13 protein-coding genes, 2 tRNA genes and 2 pseudogenes are annotated in these 18,923 nt (G+C 65.5%); 7 read left to right on the top strand and 10 right to left on the bottom strand.

Features of this window, described 5'->3' with window-relative positions; translation table 11 throughout:
- Positions 1 to 80: 80 nt before the first annotated feature.
- Positions 81 to 2,969: a TonB-dependent receptor gene (locus MU856_RS10745; protein ID WP_263588981.1), complete on the top strand. Its 2,889-nt coding sequence runs from the start codon at positions 81 to 83 to the stop codon at positions 2,967 to 2,969.
- Complete coding sequence (locus MU856_RS10740) at positions 2,963 to 5,035, top strand: Atxe2 family lasso peptide isopeptidase (protein ID WP_263587540.1); 2,073 nt, start codon at positions 2,963 to 2,965, stop codon at positions 5,033 to 5,035. Before MU856_RS10745 ends, MU856_RS10740 begins: the two co-directional genes overlap by 7 nt.
- Here the strand turns inward: MU856_RS10740 and MU856_RS10735 are convergent.
- The 7 genes from MU856_RS10735 to MU856_RS10705 form a co-directional block, all read right to left on the bottom strand.
- Positions 5,027 to 6,772, bottom strand: coding sequence for an asparagine synthetase B family protein (locus MU856_RS10735; protein ID WP_263587539.1), 1,746 nt, complete (start codon positions 6,770 to 6,772; stop codon positions 5,027 to 5,029). The two genes, MU856_RS10740 and MU856_RS10735, sit on opposite strands and share 9 nt — an antisense overlap.
- Positions 6,769 to 7,428: a lasso peptide biosynthesis B2 protein gene (locus MU856_RS10730; protein ID WP_263587538.1), complete on the bottom strand. Its 660-nt coding sequence runs from the start codon at positions 7,426 to 7,428 to the stop codon at positions 6,769 to 6,771. Before MU856_RS10730 ends, MU856_RS10735 begins: the two co-directional genes overlap by 4 nt.
- A 50-nt stretch (positions 7,429 to 7,478) precedes the next feature.
- Positions 7,479 to 7,613, bottom strand: coding sequence for a benenodin family lasso peptide (locus tag MU856_RS10725; protein ID WP_263587537.1), 135 nt, complete (start codon positions 7,611 to 7,613; stop codon positions 7,479 to 7,481).
- A 117-nt stretch (positions 7,614 to 7,730) separates the two neighbouring features.
- A complete protein-coding gene (locus tag MU856_RS10720; RefSeq protein WP_263587536.1) occupies positions 7,731 to 8,333 on the bottom strand; it encodes a GntR family transcriptional regulator in 603 nt (200 codons plus the stop codon).
- Positions 8,330 to 9,217 (bottom strand): phytanoyl-CoA dioxygenase family protein, encoded by an 888-nt coding sequence (locus MU856_RS10715; protein WP_263587535.1) that lies wholly within the window; start codon positions 9,215 to 9,217, stop codon positions 8,330 to 8,332. Before MU856_RS10715 ends, MU856_RS10720 begins: the two co-directional genes overlap by 4 nt.
- On the bottom strand, positions 9,207 to 9,848 hold the full coding sequence (locus MU856_RS10710) for an acyl-homoserine-lactone synthase (RefSeq protein ID WP_263587534.1): 642 nt from the start codon (positions 9,846 to 9,848) through the stop codon (positions 9,207 to 9,209). The genes MU856_RS10715 and MU856_RS10710 overlap by 11 nt, the downstream gene beginning before the upstream one ends.
- A 78-nt stretch (positions 9,849 to 9,926) precedes the next feature.
- Positions 9,927 to 10,679 carry a helix-turn-helix transcriptional regulator gene (locus tag MU856_RS10705; RefSeq protein ID WP_263587533.1) on the bottom strand — a complete coding sequence of 251 codons (753 nt, stop codon included), beginning with the start codon at positions 10,677 to 10,679 and terminating at the stop codon, positions 9,927 to 9,929.
- A 285-nt stretch (positions 10,680 to 10,964) separates the two neighbouring features.
- Here MU856_RS10705 and MU856_RS18760 point away from each other — a divergent pair, with 285 nt between their 5' ends.
- The 3 genes and pseudogenes from MU856_RS18760 to traG form a co-directional block, all read left to right on the top strand.
- A complete protein-coding gene (locus tag MU856_RS18760; protein WP_412072829.1) occupies positions 10,965 to 11,201 on the top strand; it encodes a transcriptional regulator domain-containing protein in 237 nt (78 codons plus the stop codon).
- A gap of 130 nt (positions 11,202 to 11,331) precedes the next feature.
- Positions 11,332 to 11,688, top strand: coding sequence for a DUF2285 domain-containing protein (locus tag MU856_RS18755; RefSeq protein ID WP_412072788.1), 357 nt, complete (start codon positions 11,332 to 11,334; stop codon positions 11,686 to 11,688).
- Between the two features lie 903 nt (positions 11,689 to 12,591).
- Positions 12,592 to 15,465, top strand: a pseudogene (traG, locus tag MU856_RS18730) (IncP-type conjugal transfer protein TraG); the annotation flags it as partial.
- A 263-nt stretch (positions 15,466 to 15,728) separates the two neighbouring features.
- Here traG and MU856_RS18750 read toward each other — a convergent pair.
- Positions 15,729 to 16,250 (bottom strand): annotated as a pseudogene (locus tag MU856_RS18750) (tyrosine-type recombinase/integrase); the annotation flags it as partial.
- Between the two features lie 121 nt (positions 16,251 to 16,371).
- A tRNA-Thr gene (locus MU856_RS10685) sits at positions 16,372 to 16,447 on the bottom strand.
- Between the two features lie 172 nt (positions 16,448 to 16,619).
- Here MU856_RS10685 and MU856_RS10680 point away from each other — a divergent pair.
- Together MU856_RS10680 and MU856_RS10675 are read left to right on the top strand one after the other, a co-directional pair.
- Entirely contained in the window at positions 16,620 to 17,660 is a 1,041-nt protein-coding gene (locus tag MU856_RS10680) for a hypothetical protein (protein ID WP_263587530.1), read from the top strand.
- Complete coding sequence (locus MU856_RS10675; RefSeq protein WP_263587529.1) at positions 17,660 to 18,490, top strand: 23S rRNA (adenine(2030)-N(6))-methyltransferase RlmJ; 831 nt, start codon at positions 17,660 to 17,662, stop codon at positions 18,488 to 18,490. The genes MU856_RS10680 and MU856_RS10675 overlap by 1 nt, the downstream gene beginning before the upstream one ends.
- Positions 18,491 to 18,690: 200 nt before the next feature.
- Here the strand turns inward: MU856_RS10675 and MU856_RS10670 are convergent.
- Positions 18,691 to 18,765 (bottom strand) — tRNA-Thr (locus MU856_RS10670).
- Between the last annotated feature and the right edge of the window lie 158 nt (positions 18,766 to 18,923).

The raw sequence follows: 18,923 nt of genomic DNA, 5'->3' as shown, positions 1-18,923 counted from the left end.
TCACCGGTCGAAGAGGGCATGCAGCTTGCTCTCTCGATTGGGAGACGATGATGCGAAACGGGGATTTATTGATATTCTTGATGGGCTCGGCGGCGGCGCTGGCCTCCGCACCGGTTCTGGCACGCGAAGAGGCGCGGCAGGATGTGCGCCTGCCCCGGCAATCGCTTGGCGCCTCGCTGCGTACGGTCGGGGCGCAATTCGGGCGCAACGTCAGCGTAGCATCCGATCTCGTCGAGGGCCGGACTGCCCCTGCGGTCGAAGGGCGCTATAGCCTCGAAGAAGCCGTCGCGCTGCTTCTGCGCGGCAGCGACTTGACCGTTGTTCGCGTGGGGCGCGGGCTCGCGGTGCGGCGCGCGCAGGCTGCGGCCGCAGTCGATGGCACCGTGGGCGCCGATGACGATATCGTCGTGACCGGCAGCCGCATTCGCGGCACGGCGCCTGCAGGCGCGCGCGTCGTCACGGTCGACCGCGACGACATCGAGCAGAGCGGCTACGCGACGACGCAGCAGATCGTTCAGGCGCTGCCCCAGAATTTCGGCGGCGGCCCGAATGAGGGGACGATCGGTTTTACCCTTCGCGGCAACAGCAATGCCAATCTCGGCTATGGCTCGGGCGTCAATTTGCGCGGGCTCGGATCGACCTCGACGCTCACGCTGATCGACGGCAACCGCGTCGCGCTGGGGGGCGTGTCGGGCATGTTCGTCGACCTTTCGCTGATCCCGGCCTCGGCCATCAACCGCATCGAGGTGCTCGCCGACGGCGCGTCGGCCATCTATGGCTCCGATGCCGTGGCAGGAGTGGTGAACGTTCGGCTCCGCAACGATTTCGAAGGGGCGGAGACGCGGGCCCGCTTCGGGTCGGCCAAGGGGTTCGAAGAATGGCAGCTCGGCCAGATTGTCGGTGCCGGCTGGTCGAGCGGCCATCTGACCCTCGGTTATGAATATTATGAGCGCGGCAATCTCGCCGCATCGGACCGCGACTATGTCACCGAAGATTTGCGGCCGTTCGGCGGCCCGGACTATCGCAAGAGCTTCGCCAATCCCGGCACGATCATCGCCGCCGACGGGTCGGTCTATGGCATCCCGCGCGGGCAGGACGGCACGCGGCTGACGCCGGGGCAGTTGCTTACCGGGCAACCCAATCTTTCAGACGGGCGCGCGAGCAGCGATATCCTGCCGAAGCAGAAACGGCATGCCGCCTTTGCGTCGCTGACCCAGTCGCTCGCGCCCTGGCTCCGGTTTACGGCGCAGGGCTTTTACGCGGTGCGTCACAGCGAGGTCCGCACCACGCCCGACAACTACGGCAATATCGTCGTGCCGGTGACCAATCCCTTCTACGTCGACCCGATCGGGACGGGGAGGCCGGTCAGGGTCAATTATGATTTTACGGAGGATTTGGGGCCGGAGACGCGGCGTGCCGATGTCCGGGCGTGGAGTGCCAATGCCGGGCTTGAGGCAAGCCTCGGGCAATGGCGCGCCGAACTGCGCGGGTCCTATGGTGTCCAGCGCGAGCGCAACCGCACGGACAACGTCCCCAACTATGTTCGCCTCGCGCAGGCACTTGCCGATCCCGACCCGGCGACCGCCTATAATCTCTTCGGCGATGGCTCCTTCACCCCGCGCGCGACGATCGAGCGCGTCCGGGGATTCCGGGAAACCGATGGGACGTCGCGCGTTCGCGCTGCGGCCCTCAAACTCGACGGGCCCTTGTTCGCGCTGCCGGGCGGGTCGGCGCGGCTCGCCATCGGCGGCGAACTCCGCTCGGAGCGCTACAACGCGCGCTCGGTCACGTTCGACTTCTCGCCCGAACCGGTCGATGGCGGATCGGCCGGATTTCCGATCGCGCGCCGGGTAAAGGCTGCCTATGCCGAGCTGTCACTGCCGCTGGTTGGGCCGAGTCAGTCGGTTCCGCTGGTCGAGGCGCTCGACGTTTCGCTGGCGGCCCGTATCGAGCGCTACAGCGATTTCGGCACCACATCCAATCCCAAGATCGGGGCTACATGGAAGATCGGCGGCGGTCTCGCGCTTCGCGGCAGTTGGGGGACCTCGTTTCGCGCCCCGAGCTTTGCCGACATACGGACCGGGCCCGGGACCGCCGCCTACATACCGCTTCCCGTTCCGGATCCCGCGTCGCCGACGGGCTCGACCAACGTCCTGGCCCTGATCGGCTCGAATCCCGACACGGGACCCGAAAAGGCAGATACCTGGACGCTCGGCGCGGTCTATGCACCGGCGAGCTTGCCGGGCCTCAAGCTCGATATCGGCTATTTCGATATCCGCTACCGCGACCGGATCGCCAATCTCGGGACCGACTATATGTCGTTTCTTGGCAATCGCAGCCTCTACGGCTCGCTGATCAGCGATAATCCGCCGGCCGAGCTTCTCGCGCGCTACTATGGCGACCAGAATTTTCGCAATCCGTTCGGCATCCCGGCGGGTGCCATCGGTGCAATCGTCGACGGGCGCACGCTCAACCTTTCCTCGGTGCATATGACCGGGCTCGACTTCGACCTTGGTTACGCCTTCACCGCGGGGCAGACGGCCATATCGGCAGGTGTCAGCGGGGCATGGATTTTCAAGCAGCGCCAGCGGATCACCCCGACCGCGCCCGCCGAAGACGTGGTGTCGACGACCGGCAATCCCGTCGATCTCAGGCTGCGCGGCCGCTTCAACCTGTCGAACGGTCCCTGGAACCTGGCCGCCTTCGCCAACTATGTGAACGACTACCGCAACACCGCGGTCGTGCCGGCGGCACGGGTATCGAGCTGGACCACGGTCGATCTGCAGCTCGGCTATGATTTGGAAGAGATTCTGCCGGGTACGCGGATCGCGCTCAGCGTATCGAACCTGTTCGATCGCAAACCACCCTATGTCGAAAATGCCAATATCTTCTCGGCATCGGGATATGATCCCGACAATGCGAGCCCGGTGGGCCGCCTCTTCGCGCTGCAACTGGTGAAGACATGGTGATCGGCGTGCTCCCGGCGATCACGCTGCTAGTCGCTAGTCCGGTCAGCGAAGGAACGGTCGACGCCGGGCGGGCCGGTCCGCCCCCGCTCACGGCGAGCGCAGTCGAGGCTGGGCCGACACTGCGCCAAACCATCGAGCTTGCCGATATGTCGAGCATCGCGGTCTCGCCCGACGGGCATTTGCTCGCTTTCCGTATCGAGCACGCATCGGTCGCCGCGAACGATTTCGAACTTGGCTGGTATGTCGTGCCGACCGACGGCTCGGCGCCGCCGCGGAGGGTCGCCGACGCCGGTGAGGGCGAAAGGCGCGATGGCGAACTGGCAACCGAGCCGCCGGTCTGGACGCACGACGGGCGTGCCATTCTCTTTCGCAAGGTCGCGGGGGGCGAGGTGCAGGTTTGGCGCGCCGAGGTCGACGGCTCGAAGAGCGAAGCTGTGACCCGCGACGCCTCCAATGTCCGACGGTTCGCGCTTGGCCCGGAGCCAGGGACGATCCTGTACTCGGTCGGTGCGACCCGCGCGGCGGTCGAGGAGGCAGAACGACGCGAATATGATGACGGCGTGCTGATCGATGCCACGGTCGATCCGGCGCGCCAGCTCTTTCGGGGGGCGCTGCTCGAAGGTCGCAAGGGCAGCGATCGATTCTCGGGCCGATGGTTTACGTTCGGGCACTTGCTCGCGGGGGCGCCTTTGACCTATCGCGCGCTGGATCTCGGCACCGGCGTCGTGCGCGACGCAACGCCGTCGGAAGCGGCGCGGGTCACCGACCCGCCCCGCACGCCGGATATCGGAAACCCGCGTCCCGTCACCGACGAAGCGCGGTCCGGAGATCATCGCGGCAATGCTCGTGTCACTGCGGAGGATTTTGCTTCGCGTCTCTCGATCGTCCGGCCGAATGGTCGCTCGATCGCCTGCGCGCAGTCTTCATGCAAGCTGCGGATCGGCAAGATCGCTTGGCAGGGCGCGCGCGACGCGGTCGTCTTCGCCACCACCGATCGGGGAGGCGGGCAAGCCTTCCAGCTGTGGACGCCGAGGGACGATAAGGTCCGCCGGATCGGCGGGGGTGCCGGGCGATGGGGAGGCGGGCGTGACCGGGCGGGGTGCGCCGTCGATGTCGACGCGATTTACTGCGTCGTGGCGGACGCCAACACGCCGCCGCGCCTCGTTCGCGTCGCGATCTCCTCCGGAGTGGTAACCACGCTCGCGAATCCCAATCATGACCTGGTTCGGCCCGGTACGTTACAGTTCGAGCCGATGCGATGGTCCGGCTTGTCGGGGCAGGAATTCACCGGGCAACTGATGCTGCCGGCAGGCAATCGCCGCGCTTTGCCTCTCTTCGTCACCTATTATCTCTGCGAGGGTTACCTGCGCGGGGGTATTGGCGACGAGTTCCCGCTCCGGCAACTTGCGGCATCGGGCATGGCCGTTCTCTGCATCGACCGCGTCGCGATGCGGGCCGGCTTGATGGACCCGGTCGAGCAATATCGTATCGGCCATGAAGGAGTGCGCGAGGCTGTCCGGATATTGGCGGATCGCGGTATCGTCGATCGCTCGCGCGTGGGCATGGGCGGGGTCAGCTTCGGAGGCGAAACCACGATGTGGGTCGCCCAGAACAGCAACCTGCTCTCGGCGATCTCGATCGGGAATACCTTGCTTTCTCCTACCTATTACTGGTTCAACGCCCTGCCGGGCAGCCAGATCTCGCCGATCCTCAAGCAAGTCTGGGGAATCGGGCGCCCGGAAGACGATCCCGCGCGCTGGGAAATGCTCTCGCCCACATTCTCGACCGACAAGATACACGCGCCGCTGCTGATGCAGCTTCCCGAACGCGAGTTTCGCTTCAACGTCGAGTTGGCAGCGAGGCTGGGCCAGGCGCACAAACCCGTCGAGCTATGGGCTTTTCCCGAGGAGACCCATCTCAAGTACCAGCCGAGGCACAAGCTGGCGATCTACGAGCGCAACCTCGACTGGTTCCGATTCTGGCTGCAGGGCTATGTCGATCCGGACCCGGCCAAGGCCGAGCAATATAGGCGCTGGCAAGCGATGCGCGGATCTGGGTCAAGATGACGCGGCAGTAACGCCATATGCCCAGGCCTCGGCATCGACGATTGGCAGCAGTTGATAGAAGAGCTGGTCGCGGTTGGTAAAGGGGCGCGCGAGATAGGCTTCTATTGCGCGACAGTCGAGCAAACCGGCAGCGGCGAGCTGGCCGTCGAGCAGAAAGGGCCGGAGCCTTATGCGGTTGATCTCGAACATGTGCGCGCAAAAGGCATCCATACCGCCCTTGGTACGCCGTTCCGCGACGATCCGCGGCAGCTCGGTCCGGAACGCGGCCCGCGCGACAGCCCGGTCGCGGCCGCCCGCTACCCATAGCCAGGTCGGTATCGAAAGACAGGCCTCGACGACGGGCTGCGACAGCAGCGGAAAGAGCGACGGTGCCACGGCGTGCCGGCCATAGCCGTCGAGATGTGCATAGGAAGCGACGATCGCATGGACGTGCGCACGGGTTCCGGAAGGCGTATCCGGCGGCGCGTCGAGCCAGGGATGGTAGCTTGGCGCAGCGGGCAGGCAGTCGTCGTTCAGGAAAAGCTGGTTTCGCCGCCAGGCGGGAAGGGGCGGCCGGCGCCAATGACGGCGGAGCGCCATACGCGTGACATTCCAGATGTTGTCCCCATGCACCCGCGCGACGTCGCGCACCGTCGTGGCAAATCCGGTGAACGGGCCATGGGCTTTCAACCGGTCGGTCGCCGGCGCTGCGGTCCCGAGCGAGCAGAAGACGCAGTCGCCCCCGGTGCCGTTGACGAAGGCACCGATGCGGTGGTCGCGGCCCTGTTCGGCAAAATATCGGTCCGCGAGCCGCAAAATCGCCAGCATCCCCGGCCGAGCCTCCAAGCGCCGTCCCACCTCGGTAAGGTCGATTTCTCCATCGATCAGCGCTTCGAGGAGCGCGATCCCGGTCTTTTCGCTGACAGCGCGTGCATAGTGGCGCTCATCGCCTTCCGGTCCCGGAGTTGCCAGGTTGGCCGCGATCGCCCTGCGTCCCACCGCGGCCAGCGCTGCGGCGACAATCGAGGAGTCGAGACCGCCGGATAGTTCGAGCAACACGGTTTCGTCCGGCGGAACCAGCGCCGCGGTCGCCTTCAACACGGCACCGCGCACCCTTGCAGTAGCATCTGCGAAGCTCGGCGCGTGCTTGTCATGGGCCGTAAAGATCCAGGGAGTCCATAGAGAGCGGCGCTCGGACGACCCGTCATGCTCGATCGAGCAATCGCCGGGCAGGATCTCGTCGATGCCGACGATGCCGGTCCCGGCGCAATGGAGGTGCATGAAGGCAAGGTGGTGTGCGACGAATGCCCAGTCGATCTTTGGCGGTTGCATCGTTGGATCGATCAACAGTTCGATATCCGAGGCGATGCAGAGGATCGGGCCAAACCGCGCGCGAAAGGCATGTACGCCGCCCGACGCCGACCGGGCTATGGAGAGGGGCCCCTTACCCTCGCCCGCGGCGGCGAAGGCAACATAGTCGCCCCAGTATCTATCCATCGCTATTGGCTCGCCGGCGCGGGTCTCGTCTCCGTCCAGGCTGGTCACTCTCGACGACATGCCAGCACGAAAAAGATCGCCGATGACAAGGCCTTGGTTTCCTGCTCTGACTACGTGCGTTTCGGCCGTGACAAAGACGGAAAGCGGACCGCTATCAAAGACGGGAAGGAGGCCTTGCTGTTTGGTTGCCCGGGACCTGCGCCTCGCGCCGACGCTCGAAGCGCCCGGATCAACGATCGCAAGGAAGCGGGCGGGCTTCATATGGCGAGGATCGGCGAAAAGGCGCGGGCATGGTCGAGGACGTCGTTGAGCACGAGATCGTCCGATTGCGCCCAGCAATGCGCGGCGAATGGCCATGCCTCGACACCGAATATGAGCGTTGGAAAACAGCCGCGACGACCCGAAAATCGTAGGAAGGCGAGCGTATCGGGAAGGCATTGATTTCCAAGCGGAACAAGGCGACGATATCGGTCGAAGCGCCGAGCGAGGTCGGCGCTTTCCCCGCTTGATATATCTACCGTGCGAGAAGCCTGGACCTGCCAGAGGATAGAATAGAGCGAATGGCGGCGAAGCGCCCGGCGCGCGGCGAAGACCAGGCACGCGACCTCGATGGCCTCTAATAGATCAAATCCAGGCAGCCGCGCATCACCTTCGATCGCACTCCTCCGCGGAATCGCGGGCTCTCGTGGGTGAATGTCCATTTCGTCGGCTGGTCGCCAGTCGACAAGACCGAGTTGTTCAAGCCTGACCAGGCTTCCCATGTCGATTGGGCCGGACCGGCGCCCGGTGATCCAGTCGAGCGCAAAGGCGGCTCCGGCATCGACCTTCCAGTAGCGGTCGCGGCGGATGTCGAGAATGATCGCGCAGTCGGCGAAACCCCGGTGCGAGATCCCGGGGCAAATTCTAAGGCTGTGCATTTGGAGTATCCCCCAAACGCGGGCGGGCAAGGGGCCCGCCCGCGCCATCATCAGTCTTCGTCGCTGATGCCGTCGCGCACCTGGGTGAAGGCGCTGAACTCGATCTGCAGGTCGGGCGGGCCCTGCGTCTCGATGCTGGCGGCGCCGAGATCGATCAGGTCGGACGGTTCATAGCCGGGTTTCATGAGGTTTCTCCTCGATGCCGCGGGATTGCGGCACCGGGAAGCCTAGGAAAGGGGGGCGGCTATCCGAAATTTATACGCCGATGATATGCCGAATGTAGACGGGCTATAGCGGGCGCGTCAGGCGAGCCGGTAGATCGTCTCGACGATCGCCGGGACGAGCGCCATGCGCTGCCGGTGATAGAGGTCGATACGCCGCGCGATCGACCGTGCATCGCCCGCTTCGATCAAGGCGTCGATCTCGGCGAGGTCACCCCCCGCGTCGGCCGCGACCCGGCTTTCGGCCGCGCGCGAAACGGCGAGCCGGTCGCTCGCCGCCTCGACCTGGCGGGCGAGTTCGGTGAGCCCCGAGCGCGCAGCGACAATGCCGAACAGCGCCCGAAGGCGCGCCGCATAGTCTTCGGGCGGTGGTAGCTCGATCTCCCGCGACGCCGCGGCGGGCCAGCGCCGCAGCGCGATCCGCAGAAGCTCGCCGTTCCATTGGATGAGATCGCGCAGGGCCGGCTCGGTCACGAGCGGCAGCTGGAATCCTTCGGCGGTCCGCATCTCGACGATATGCTCGCCCGCGAGCCGGTGTAGCGCATCGCGCACCGGCGACACGCTGCTCGCGAGTAGCGCGGCGAGCTTCTTCGGCTCGAGCCGCTCGCCGGGCGGGACGGTGCCGGCGAGGAGGCGCGCCTTGAGCGCCTCATACACCCGCTCCGAGGTCACGCCGGCGTTCATGGCCGCCGACGCTGGTCCGCGACATAGGCGGTGACGAGGTCCTGCTGGTCGGGACGCAAGGCGTCGATCGCGCCGATTCGCGTGGGGACGGTGTCGCCGAGCAGGATCGAGGGGCATTGTCCCTCGAAATTGCCGAGGTTGGGGCGGTGCTGGCGATAGCCGACGAGCGCGGCGAGTTCGGGGTCGAATCCGCGTGCGACCTCGGGCGGATAGGCTAGCCATTGATTCTCATAGGGCTTGAGCCAGCCGAGGCAGTAGCTCACGATCATGCCGCGGCGGATATCGTTGCTTTCGTTGCCGCCCGCGCCGTGCAGCGTCGAGCCGAGGAAAAGCAGCGCCGAGCCGGGTCCCATCTCGGCGACGACGGGATCGCGTATCGGCGCATCGGCGAGCGCTGCGGCGCCATGGCTGTTCGGCCAGAGCAATGTCGCGCCATTGTCGGCGCGGTAGTCGGTGAACGGCCACATCACGTTGACCAGATATTCTGTTTCGCCGATCGCGCCGCGCCACATGTCCTGGTCGCGGTGCGGAAGCTGCGGCAGCGCGCCAGGATGAAGCGCGATCGCTTGCGTCAGATTGAGCTGCATGCGGTCGCACCATGGCGCGAGCAGTTCCTCGGCGATGGCGAGGATGAGCGGATGACGCACGAACGCATCGGCAAGCACGGAGCGTCGGAGCAGCCGTCCAAACCTTTTGGTGCGCACGCCGTAGAAGCCGCCCTCGCAGAAGGGCGTCGTCTCGAAGTCCGGGCGCAGGTCCGCGTCGAGCTGCCGCACCAGCGCTTCGGGGACCGCATCGGGAATGATGCAATAGCCATCGCGCGCGAGCTCGGCCGACCACCGGACGAGGTTGGCTTCGGCGGCTTGCAGTGGGTCAGAGCGCATGATGCGGCTCCTGTGCCCGTGCCTGTGGCCGTGTCTCGACTTGAGCCGGGTTCGCTCGGATGCCGGCTTCCGCGAGCAGGCGCGGCGTGTCGGAATCGATCTCGATCGCCAGCGCGCCGAGCCTTCTGCCGCGGATCGGGCGGGGGCGCCCGAGCGGCGCGGCGCGCCAGCCGAAGGCAAGAATCTGCTCGAGCCAACCCGTCTCGGCGACTCCGGTGTAGCGCTCGATACCCTCGGCGAGCGCGAATTCGGCGAGCGCCATGACCAGCCGGTCGCGCGCGAAACGCCGCTGCTTCGCGCCGATATGGCGGTCGAGGCAGAAGCGGGTCACCTCGTAGATGCCGGGGCCGCGCGGGACATTGCCGTCGCAGAGCGGCGCATAGAGATCGGCGAGGATATGCGGCCGCGTCGTCAGCAGCAGCCGCGCCGAGGCAAGATGCCCGCCCGCGGGGTCGGTCACGACGAGATAGATCGCATGTTCGTCGTCGAACTGGTCGACCTCGTACCGGTCGGCAAGGACCGGAACGTCCCAGCCGAGGAGGTCGACGAACACCTCCTTGCGCGCTGCGAACATCGCGCGCAGCACATCATCTTCTGTCGCGGAACAATCGGCTTCCGTAAGATGCAGCATGTTGGAAACTCCCGTCTTGCGTGTGCACGGGAGGGTCGGGTTCAGGCCGCGATCACGCTATTCCCAGAAATGGGCATATCAATGCCCGAAGATGTCGGAGAAGCTGATGATCCCATCGAACAGGGCAAGGATCAGCAATGATGTCTGCTTATCGACCCCATATCTTTCGCGGGCTTGCTTGAGATGGCGCACCGCCGTCTCTTCGCTGATCCCGAGAATACGGCCGATCTCCCACGCGGTCTTGCCGCGCGCCGCCCAGATCAGGCAGTCGCGCTGGCGATCGGTAAGCTGGGGCCGGGGGCCTGGCGGAGCAACGTCCACAAGCCATATGCGACGCGCCGCCTCGAACGCGGCGGTCCCGGCAAATTGTGCCCAGAGCAAGGCGTCCGACGGCAGGCAATGGTCCGGTCCCGACGCGAAGCTGCACGAGCCCGTCGCTTCCCCGACGATATTGGCGGGCACGGTAAAGCCGTCGGCGAGCCCATGGTCCTGCGCCAGCTCGAGCAGTCGGTGGTCGCCGGGCGTCATCTGGATCAGGTCGGGTATCCTGTTCCATCGGAAGCCGGCGCTCGTCTTGTGGCTCGCGCGGTGCACCGGGTCGGAAAAACCGAGGCGTCGCCGGTCGAAAAAGTCGACCCACCCCGCCGGGTAGTTGTGAATGCGGATCATCGGGCGCGGCACGTCGAGGATATTGGCGTGATGCGTGAGCGCGAAATGCCCGAAGCCGAGCCGGCCTGTCATCTCTCCGAGAACCATCGCAAGCGTACCGGCATCGCGGACGAGTGCGATGGCATCCACGAACCATTCGATTTCCGCACGCATGTCTCTCATGCGCGACATCGACCCGAGGCGGCGTCTCAAGCCGCACGAACCCTCGCGGCCGTCCTTTCCTGCTCGTGGGAACCCGCAGGCGGCTTTCCGTATCCGCCGAGTCCCGCTGCTGGGACGAGGCCCGATTGTAACAATCGCGCTTCGGGAGGCAACAGCCTGTTTCCGGGCGATTTGTCCGCTCGTCGCGCCATCTGCACGGGGGAATGATTGCCGCCGCCGGTGCCTCGACCCGACTGGCGCGACCCGGCACCCTATCGGCGGCTTACCGGGATCGATCGCGCCGGCATGATGTGGGAATGGCTGCGGCGCGATCCCGCCTATGTCGCTTGGTACACCTCGGCGAGCAAGGCGACCCGTGACCAGAAGGGCAGGGCCGGCTCGCTGCAGTGGGGCCTGCACTTTCGCCGAGGATCCGGCCCGCGCATCTCCCGATGCACGGCTGATCTGGGATGCGTGCGTCGATCCTGGCGCGCTGCCGGTTTCCGCGGTACCGGTCGATCCGGCGACGGTCGACCGGTTTGATCACCAACGTTTCGGGCGTTGGCTTTATGTCGTCACCGACCCCGAGGGCCAGGAGCACGCGGTCATATCCGACGGCTATCGGCGGATCCGTATCGATGTCGAAGCGGGCAGCCTGGCAGCCGGACATCCCGTGCTGCTCCGTTATGCGCTCATTGGGTCTGTCGGCTGCGACGCCGAAGCGCAAGTTCTCCCGCTTCGGCGCTTGGCGGGTCTCTACCGGACGGGCCAATTCCTGCCAGCGCTTTTTCCTCGAGAGCGAAAGGTGGAAAGGCTGATCGAGGTTTTGCGGGTGGCTGACGCCTTGAGCGCCGGGGCTTCGCAGCGCGAAATCGCGGCCTGCTTGTTCGGGACAGAGCGGATTTCGCGGGACTGGCGCGCCGCCTCCGACTCGCTGCGCTCGCAGGTCAGGCGGCTGGTGAGCAGGGCGCGGCATATGGCGGCGGGTGGTTATCGGTCCTTTCTGGCGATTGATGGCACCGACATGTGACACGAAGACAATGGCCGTGACCTTGGAGCAGGTCGTGCAGGCATACAGGTCGTCCTTCTTGGCGGGGCGGACCTCGATGCCGAGACCCGCGGCACGAGCCGTGCGGATGACCCAGTTGTCGTTGATGACCCCGCTATCACGGAGAGCTACGCGAACGGCCTCCGAGAAGGCCGATACGGGTTGCTGGAGGAGCGCCGCGACGCGCTCGAGATAGCCTCTCAGCGGCCTCGGGGCGTCGGTCGAAGTCGAGTTCTTTCCTTGTCCCTCGAAATACTTCGCTTGGCCAAGTACGCGCAGCACGTTGCCGAGTACGCGCCGCGCGTTCTCGTCGTCCGTGCCGAGCCGCGCACCGTGCGCGCCCGTCGGCACGACATAGGCGACGCCGACCGATTCCAGGTCCCTGCCGCCGCGGTCGAACAACGCCCCGGCGAGGTGATTGGACAAGAGGCTTGCCAGCCGTTCACGCGTCGATTTCGCGGCCTCGGGCGACAGCGCGTCCCAAGAGAGCCCCGGTGGCGGCACGAAGTAGCGCCACCAAGGCTCGCCACCCTGCTGCTGTTCCGACGCCGCGGGGCCGGCCGGGTTGATCCCGCGCGCCAGGAGCTTTTGCTGTACGCGCTCGACCAGTGTCCCCCAGGCAATGGCCTCGCTAGAGCTGTACCGGTCGAGGTAAGCCGCGATCTTTTCGAGGTGTCCCTGCTTGGCGGCGCCCTGCGACTCCATCATGAAAGCTAGCCAGCACGAGGCGTCGCGTTGCTGGACCAGGTCCGCGATCGCGCGCTCTTCGTCGTCGAGCTCGGCGGCTTCCGCCTCCTTCCCCGCGATTTCCCGTAATCGATCGGCAGTGGGTTCGCCGGCGTCGTGGAGCGCCTGGAAGAGCACTTGCCGTACCACGTCGCGGAAATGGTTGAGCTCGAGGCCCGCCGCGACGTCGGCGGCGTCGTCCCGGCTGTCGGTGACGCGCGGCCTGCGCGGATCCAGTCGCGAGCCTCTAGGCGACCCAGCTCCATCGTTACGGGAAATGGCTGCAAGGGCAGGAGTTCGCGTTCGATGGGCTCGTGTCGTCGCTGGTGTTCGTCACCTACGGGTCGGCTGCCCCGGCGGACTTCGTGGACCGGCGGAACGTCCATGCCGCCTACGCGCGACCTCGACGCGTCGAGCGCACGCGTGACCCGCGCCGGCGCCGCGATCAGCCGCTCGCTTCGGCAGTCGCACGACACCGCGATCTCGAACGTCGTCGCGACGCAGATCGACCTCGACAGTGCGAAGGGACTCCTCGAGGAGCGCACCAAGGCGGTGAGCCACGCGTCGACCGTCGTGTTCCCCGAGGCCAGCTCGGTCATCGCCTCGACCAGGGGGATCGCGATCCCCGCGGCCACCCTCGCGAAATGGGTGGCGCGCAAGGTCGATGCCGCTGGCAAACCTCTCGAAACCGACGACCAGTTCAAGACGCGCGTCGAGGGGCTCGCGGCGCAGGCCGCGACCTGGCTCGAGCTCAAGTCGACGACTGCGCTCGTCGATCCCGCGAAGGCGAGGGCGGTCGCCGCCTCCGGAAAGCCCGGCGACACCGGTCTCAAGGATGCCAGCGACCCGGGGCCGGAGGCAGGGGTTCGCTACCGCGTCGGCGTCCCCGCCGTGCTGAGGGCGTGCAAGGGCGGACCCTGTACCAAGGTTGGCGTCGAGGAGGGCGAACTCTTCAAGACCTTACCGGTCACGCTCCTAAACCGCGACACCACCTTTTTCCTGCCTTTCCACAGCAAGGCGTTCACCAACGGCGCCCTCTCGGCCACCTTTGCCGAGAGCGGCGTGCTCACCAGTGCCGGCTACGAGCAGAAGAAGGCCGCTGGCGAAGCGGTCGTCGGCGTGCTCGACGCGCTGGCCGCGGAGGTCTCGACCGTTGTCGAGGCCGACCGCGCCAACTCCAAGTCGAAGCTTGAGAAGCTCGAGGAAGAGATCAAGCTCGCCAAGGCAGAGAAAGATCTCGCCGACGCCAAGGCCGCGCTCGACGAGTCAGGGAACGACGCCAACGAAGACGCGATCGCCGCCCTCGCGGCGGACACGGCGCTCAAGCAGGCGCAGGTTGCGAACACCATAGCGCGCCACGCGCCCGTCGTCGTCACCATGGCGGCCGAAGGACGGTTCGCCCGCGTGAGAGACTTCTCGATCTACCGCGACGGCGGAGGAGACACGGACCTTATCATTGTGCGCGGCAAGGACGAGCGCGGGGCCGATCTTGTCATCGCGCGCGACTATATCAGCCACGGCTTGCGCGAACGCGCCTCTGAGCTGGTCGATCTCGATCTCGGCCCGCGTACCGAAGCGGCTATCGAACAGCGGTTGCGAGCCGAGGTCGAACAGGAGCGGCTTACCAGCATTGACCGCGCCATGCTGCGCGAAGCCGACAGCGGTGTCCTCGTGAGTTCGCAGGGGCGCGGGGCTTTCGGTCAGTCCATCCGCATGGGCCGGCTCCGGAAGCTCGAAGGTCTCGGGCTGGCGACGAAGGTTGGTGCGGCGCACTGGCGACTGGCGCCCGGTCTTGCGGAACGGCGCAACCATTGGGAAAAGACCTCGCATTCGCTCCTCGTCGGCGCGATCCTCCACATCCTCTACGCCGAGGAAGACAAGACGCTCGCGCGGGTCGCGACCTTCCTCTCCGATCCGCAGCGGCCGTTGGTGGCGACGCTGCGGCGGATGATGACCACCAATCATCTCGGCAGCGCCGATGCGCCGCGCGTCCATCCGGTCGTCGCCTCGGCCGCGCGAGAACTGCTCAACAAGAGCGAGAATGAACGCAGCGGCGTGCTCTCGACCGCGATGTCGTTCCTCGGTCTCTACCGCGATCCCACGGTCGCGGCGGTGACCTCGCGCTGCGACTGGCGGATCGCCGACCTTGTCGAGGCCGATCACCCCGTCTCGCTCTATCTCGTCATTCCGCCGTCCGACATCTCGCGGACCAAGCCGCTGGTCCGCCTCATCCTCAACCAGATCGGCCGGCGGCTGACCGAGAAGCTCGACGCCGACGGCGCGAGCGGCCGCAGGCACCAGCTGCTGATGATGCTCGACGAATTTCCGGCGCTCGGACGGCTCGATTTCTTCGAGACGAGCCTGGCCTTCATGGCGGGCTATGGGGTGCGCGCCTTCCTGATCGCGCAGAGCCTCAACCAGATCGAGAAGGCCTATGGCGAGCATAATGCGATCCTCGATAACTGCCATGTCCGTATCGCCTTCGCGACCAACGACGAGCGGACCGCGCGGCGCATTTCGGATGCGCTCGGGGTCGCGACCGAGCAGCGCTCGATGCGCAACTATGCCGGGCATCGCCTCGCGCCCTGGCTCGCGCATGTCATGGTCAGCCGGCAGGAAACCGCGCGCCCGCTGCTGACGCAGGGCGAGGTGATGCAGCTGCCGCCCGCCAATGAATTGGTTCTCGTCTCGGGCATGGCGCCGATCCGTGCCCGGAAGCTGCGTTATTATGAGGATCGCAATTTTCGCGGACGCGTCCTGCCGCCTCCGGCCCTCGGGACTGGCGGCTATGCCGACCGGCCCGCGCCGCGGGCCGACGACTGGAGCGGGCTCGTCCGCGAAGCCGACGATCGCCTCGCTGCCGACGCTCGCACCGGTGCCGATGATGATGGCGGGCTCGAGCAGCAGCGCCATCCCGCGATCGAGGGGCCGGCACCAGTGTCCGCGCCGGCCCAGCAGCTCGAACTGCCCGATCTCGAACGCGACGATCCCGATGCCGCCGCCGACAAGCGCGTCATGGACCGAGTTCGCGCCACGATCGTGCGCGGCCAAGGGCGTCGCTCTTTCGACTCTGCTCGGTGTCGGGACCGAGATAGGGTTCGGAAGCGGCGAAACCGACCTCGTGCGTGCGCTTCGCGAGGCGGCGCAGCAGAATATCGGTCGATCGCCCTCAGCAGTTCGCCGACATGCCGCGGATCGACGATCGCGGCGCGGTGCGTTACCCGCGGGACGAGCAAGGCACCACGGAGCACCTCTGCATGATTATGCTCGGCGCGAAGGGTCGCAATTGCGTATCGGAATATCCGTCCGGCGAAGCCGCGGGTACGGACGGCGGTTTCATGGTGGCCGCGGCGCTCGATCGCCTTTAGAGCCGAGAGCAGGTCGTGCGGTGATACGCCGCCGATCGGCATGGCACCGATATGCGGGTCGAGCAGGTCAAGAAACCAGCGGAGCTTGGCGAGGGTGGCCGGCGCTTTTCCTTCGGCCTGCATCTTGGCGATATATTCGTCGGCGACAGCCCGGAAGGTGGCTCGGCATGCCGCGATGGTCTCAGGGGTTCCGTTTCTCCTCGCGACCGCGGGATCGATCCCGGCCGCAAGCTGGTCGCGGACGTCGAAGCATTTCGCGCGCGCAGCCCTCAGTCCCACGTTCGGATACTTGCCGAGCGACAGCCTGCGTTCGTGACCATAGAGTCGGTATCGAAAGCGCCAGAGGCGCGAACCATTGGGCTGGATCAGCAGGAATAGCCCATTCCCGTCATAGACCTTGTACGGCTTGGGGCGGGGGCGGAGCGACTGGATCTGACGGACGGACAACATCGGCATCACCTCAACTGTTGGTTGACGATGGTCGGATGCTGCGCCCCCTGCTGCACGGGGGCAAGAGGTTGCGATCAGTGCCAAGCGGCCCGAGAAAATCGTTTATTTTCAATGAGTTGGCTGGTGCCGCTTACAGGACTCGAACCTGTGACCCCATCATTACGAATGATGTGCTCTACCAACTGAGCTAAAGCGGCAACGAGGGGCGCCACTAGCAGCGCCGCCGTGCGATGACAAGCATCGTCTGGCAATTGTTTTCTGAGCGTGCGGCGATCGCGTTCGAAGCCGAAAGGGTTTGATTTCCGGCGCCGGGCATGGGGATATCGTCCACCCCAGAATCCTGTCTTCCCAACGGTCCGGAGCCGCGCGATGTCCCAATCTTTCAGCCGCCAGGAATTCTACGACCTCGTCTGGTCGAAGCCGATGACCCAGCTCGCCAAGGAATTTTTCCTTTCGGACGTGGCGCTGCACAAGATTTGCAAGAAGCACGACATTCCCAAGCCTCCGCTCGGCTGGTGGGCAAAGAAACATGCCGGCAAGCCGGTCGAGCAAACGCCCCTGCCGCCAACGAAGGAGGGCGCGGCAGCCAAGATCAGCATCATGAGCGGCGAGCTGCGCAAGGAGTCGGAGGTGATGTCGGCTGCCCGCGAGCGGGCACGTATTGCGGCATCGGGGATCGACAGCGAAGCCGAGGTCCCCTCGCATCGGATAGTCGCGGCCACCGTCGCGAAACTTCGGAAAGCAAAACCCGACGCCGATTCCATCCTCGTCGCAGCGAGCGGAAGCGGCATCATCCCTACGCTGGTTGACACCGGATCGATCGACCGCTTCGAACTGGTGCTCAACCGGATCGTCGCGGCGGCAGAGGCTCTCGGCATCACGCTCCGGGCAGGAGAGAAGGGCGCTGTTTTTCTCTGCGACGGGGAGACCGTCGGCTTCGCGGTGACGGAGCTAACGCGGCGCGAGAAGCATGTGCTGACCGAGAAGGAGCAGAAAGAGCGCGAAGCTTGGGAAAAGAAGCAGGAGCGATACTGGGCCAAGCGCCGAACGCCGCGGGGTTGGGATGACGACGACGACTTCGGCTTCGAGTTCGCACCTCGGTTTCCCGAATGGGATTATCATCCCACCGGACAGCTCTCATTCGAACTCGATCAGCACTATTTCTGGGACGCCAGTCCGCGGCGGTCGTTTCGCGACGCCAAGGTCCAGCGCCTCGAATTGATCGCTGGCGATATCGCCGTGGGTAAGGGTCATTTGCTGCAGCGCGGGCTTGAGGTCTTGCGCAGAAGCACTTTGATGCTTTCCGCCCGACGCTATATGGGGCCCAGATCGATTGCGTCACTCGTCTCGCGGTCGGCCGCCGCGCGCAGCCCTTCATGGAAAAGCAGATCGCAGAGCTTTGAATTCTGATGAATTATCGTCATTCCTTCCATGCAGGCAACAGCGCCGATGTCGTGAAGCATAGCCTGCTGATCGCTCTCGTGCGGGCCTTGCAGCAAAAGCCCGGCGCGCTGACCCTGATCGACACCCATTCCGGTTGTGGGCTGTATGATCTCAAGGGCGATCAGGCGCAACGCACCGGGGAGGCTGCGCAGGGTGTGCTGCGGGCCTTTGCCGACGCGAATCCCTTGCTCGACGACTACCGCGCCGCCGTACAGGCAGTGAATGCCGGGGGCGAGCCGCACCTCTACCCCGGCTCGCCGCGCATTCTGGAGCAGCTATTGCGGCCCCAGGATTTTCTGATCCTCAACGAAAAACATGCCGAAGACGTCATGGCCCTGCGCAGCGCGATGCGTGGCACATCCGCGGCCTTGCATGAGCGCGACGCTTATGAGCTGTGGCTGGCGATGCTGCCGACCCGCACGTCTCGCGGCGTGGTGGTGGTCGATCCGCCCTATGAGCAAACGGATGAACGCGCCCGGATCGCCGCCACTCTCGCTGCCGCTCACCGCAAATGGGCGCATGGCGTAACGGTGATCTGGTATCCGCTGAAAGACCGCGCGGCGCATGTGCGATGGAAGCAGCAGCTCAGGCGGCTGGGTATCCCGAAATTCCTGTGGGTCGAACATTGGCTGTACGATGCCGATCAGCCCGGCATCTACAACGGCGCGGGTCTTTTCATCATCAACCCGCCATACGCCTTCACGCAGGCGCTGCCCCCGCTGCTCGAAGCCCTCCGCGCCGCGCTCGCGCCGGAAGGGCACAAGGGCGAGATCGCGGCGGATTGGTTGGGGGATTAAAACATCCCCATCGCAGATTTCGCTGAAGAGGTCACAGCGAGCCCCGTTTTCCAGCGTGTCCCGGACTTTGTTGCCAAATTCAAAGGATAGGCGGCCAATTGTAACGCGACGCTGCTAAAGGCGTCCCGGACAAGACCCAATCAAGCGCCCACGCAAAGGGCTTTTCAGCCGCATGTGTCGGGATTGCTTAGAGAGAATAGTGGTGCGCTTACAGGACTCGAACCTGTGACCCCATCATTACGAATGATGTGCTCTACCAACTGAGCTAAAGCGGCAACGATGGGCGCCTCTATCAGCGTGCTGTGGCGAAGACAAGCGTCCTTGCGAAGAAACTGTTTCCGGCGATTTCGTGCGCCTGCGGGGGCGATGTGTGACGACGATAGCGGCCATTTCTGTCCGGCCGCCGCATCGGCGCGGAACGCTACGGTCTTTC

It is taken from the genome of Sphingopyxis sp. GC21, from assembly GCF_025727575.1.
In the GTDB taxonomy this organism is placed as follows: domain Bacteria; phylum Pseudomonadota; class Alphaproteobacteria; order Sphingomonadales; family Sphingomonadaceae; genus Sphingopyxis; species Sphingopyxis terrae_A.
The sequence above is the reverse complement of the archived record's forward strand: the minus strand, read 5'-3'. Positions and strand labels throughout refer to the sequence as shown.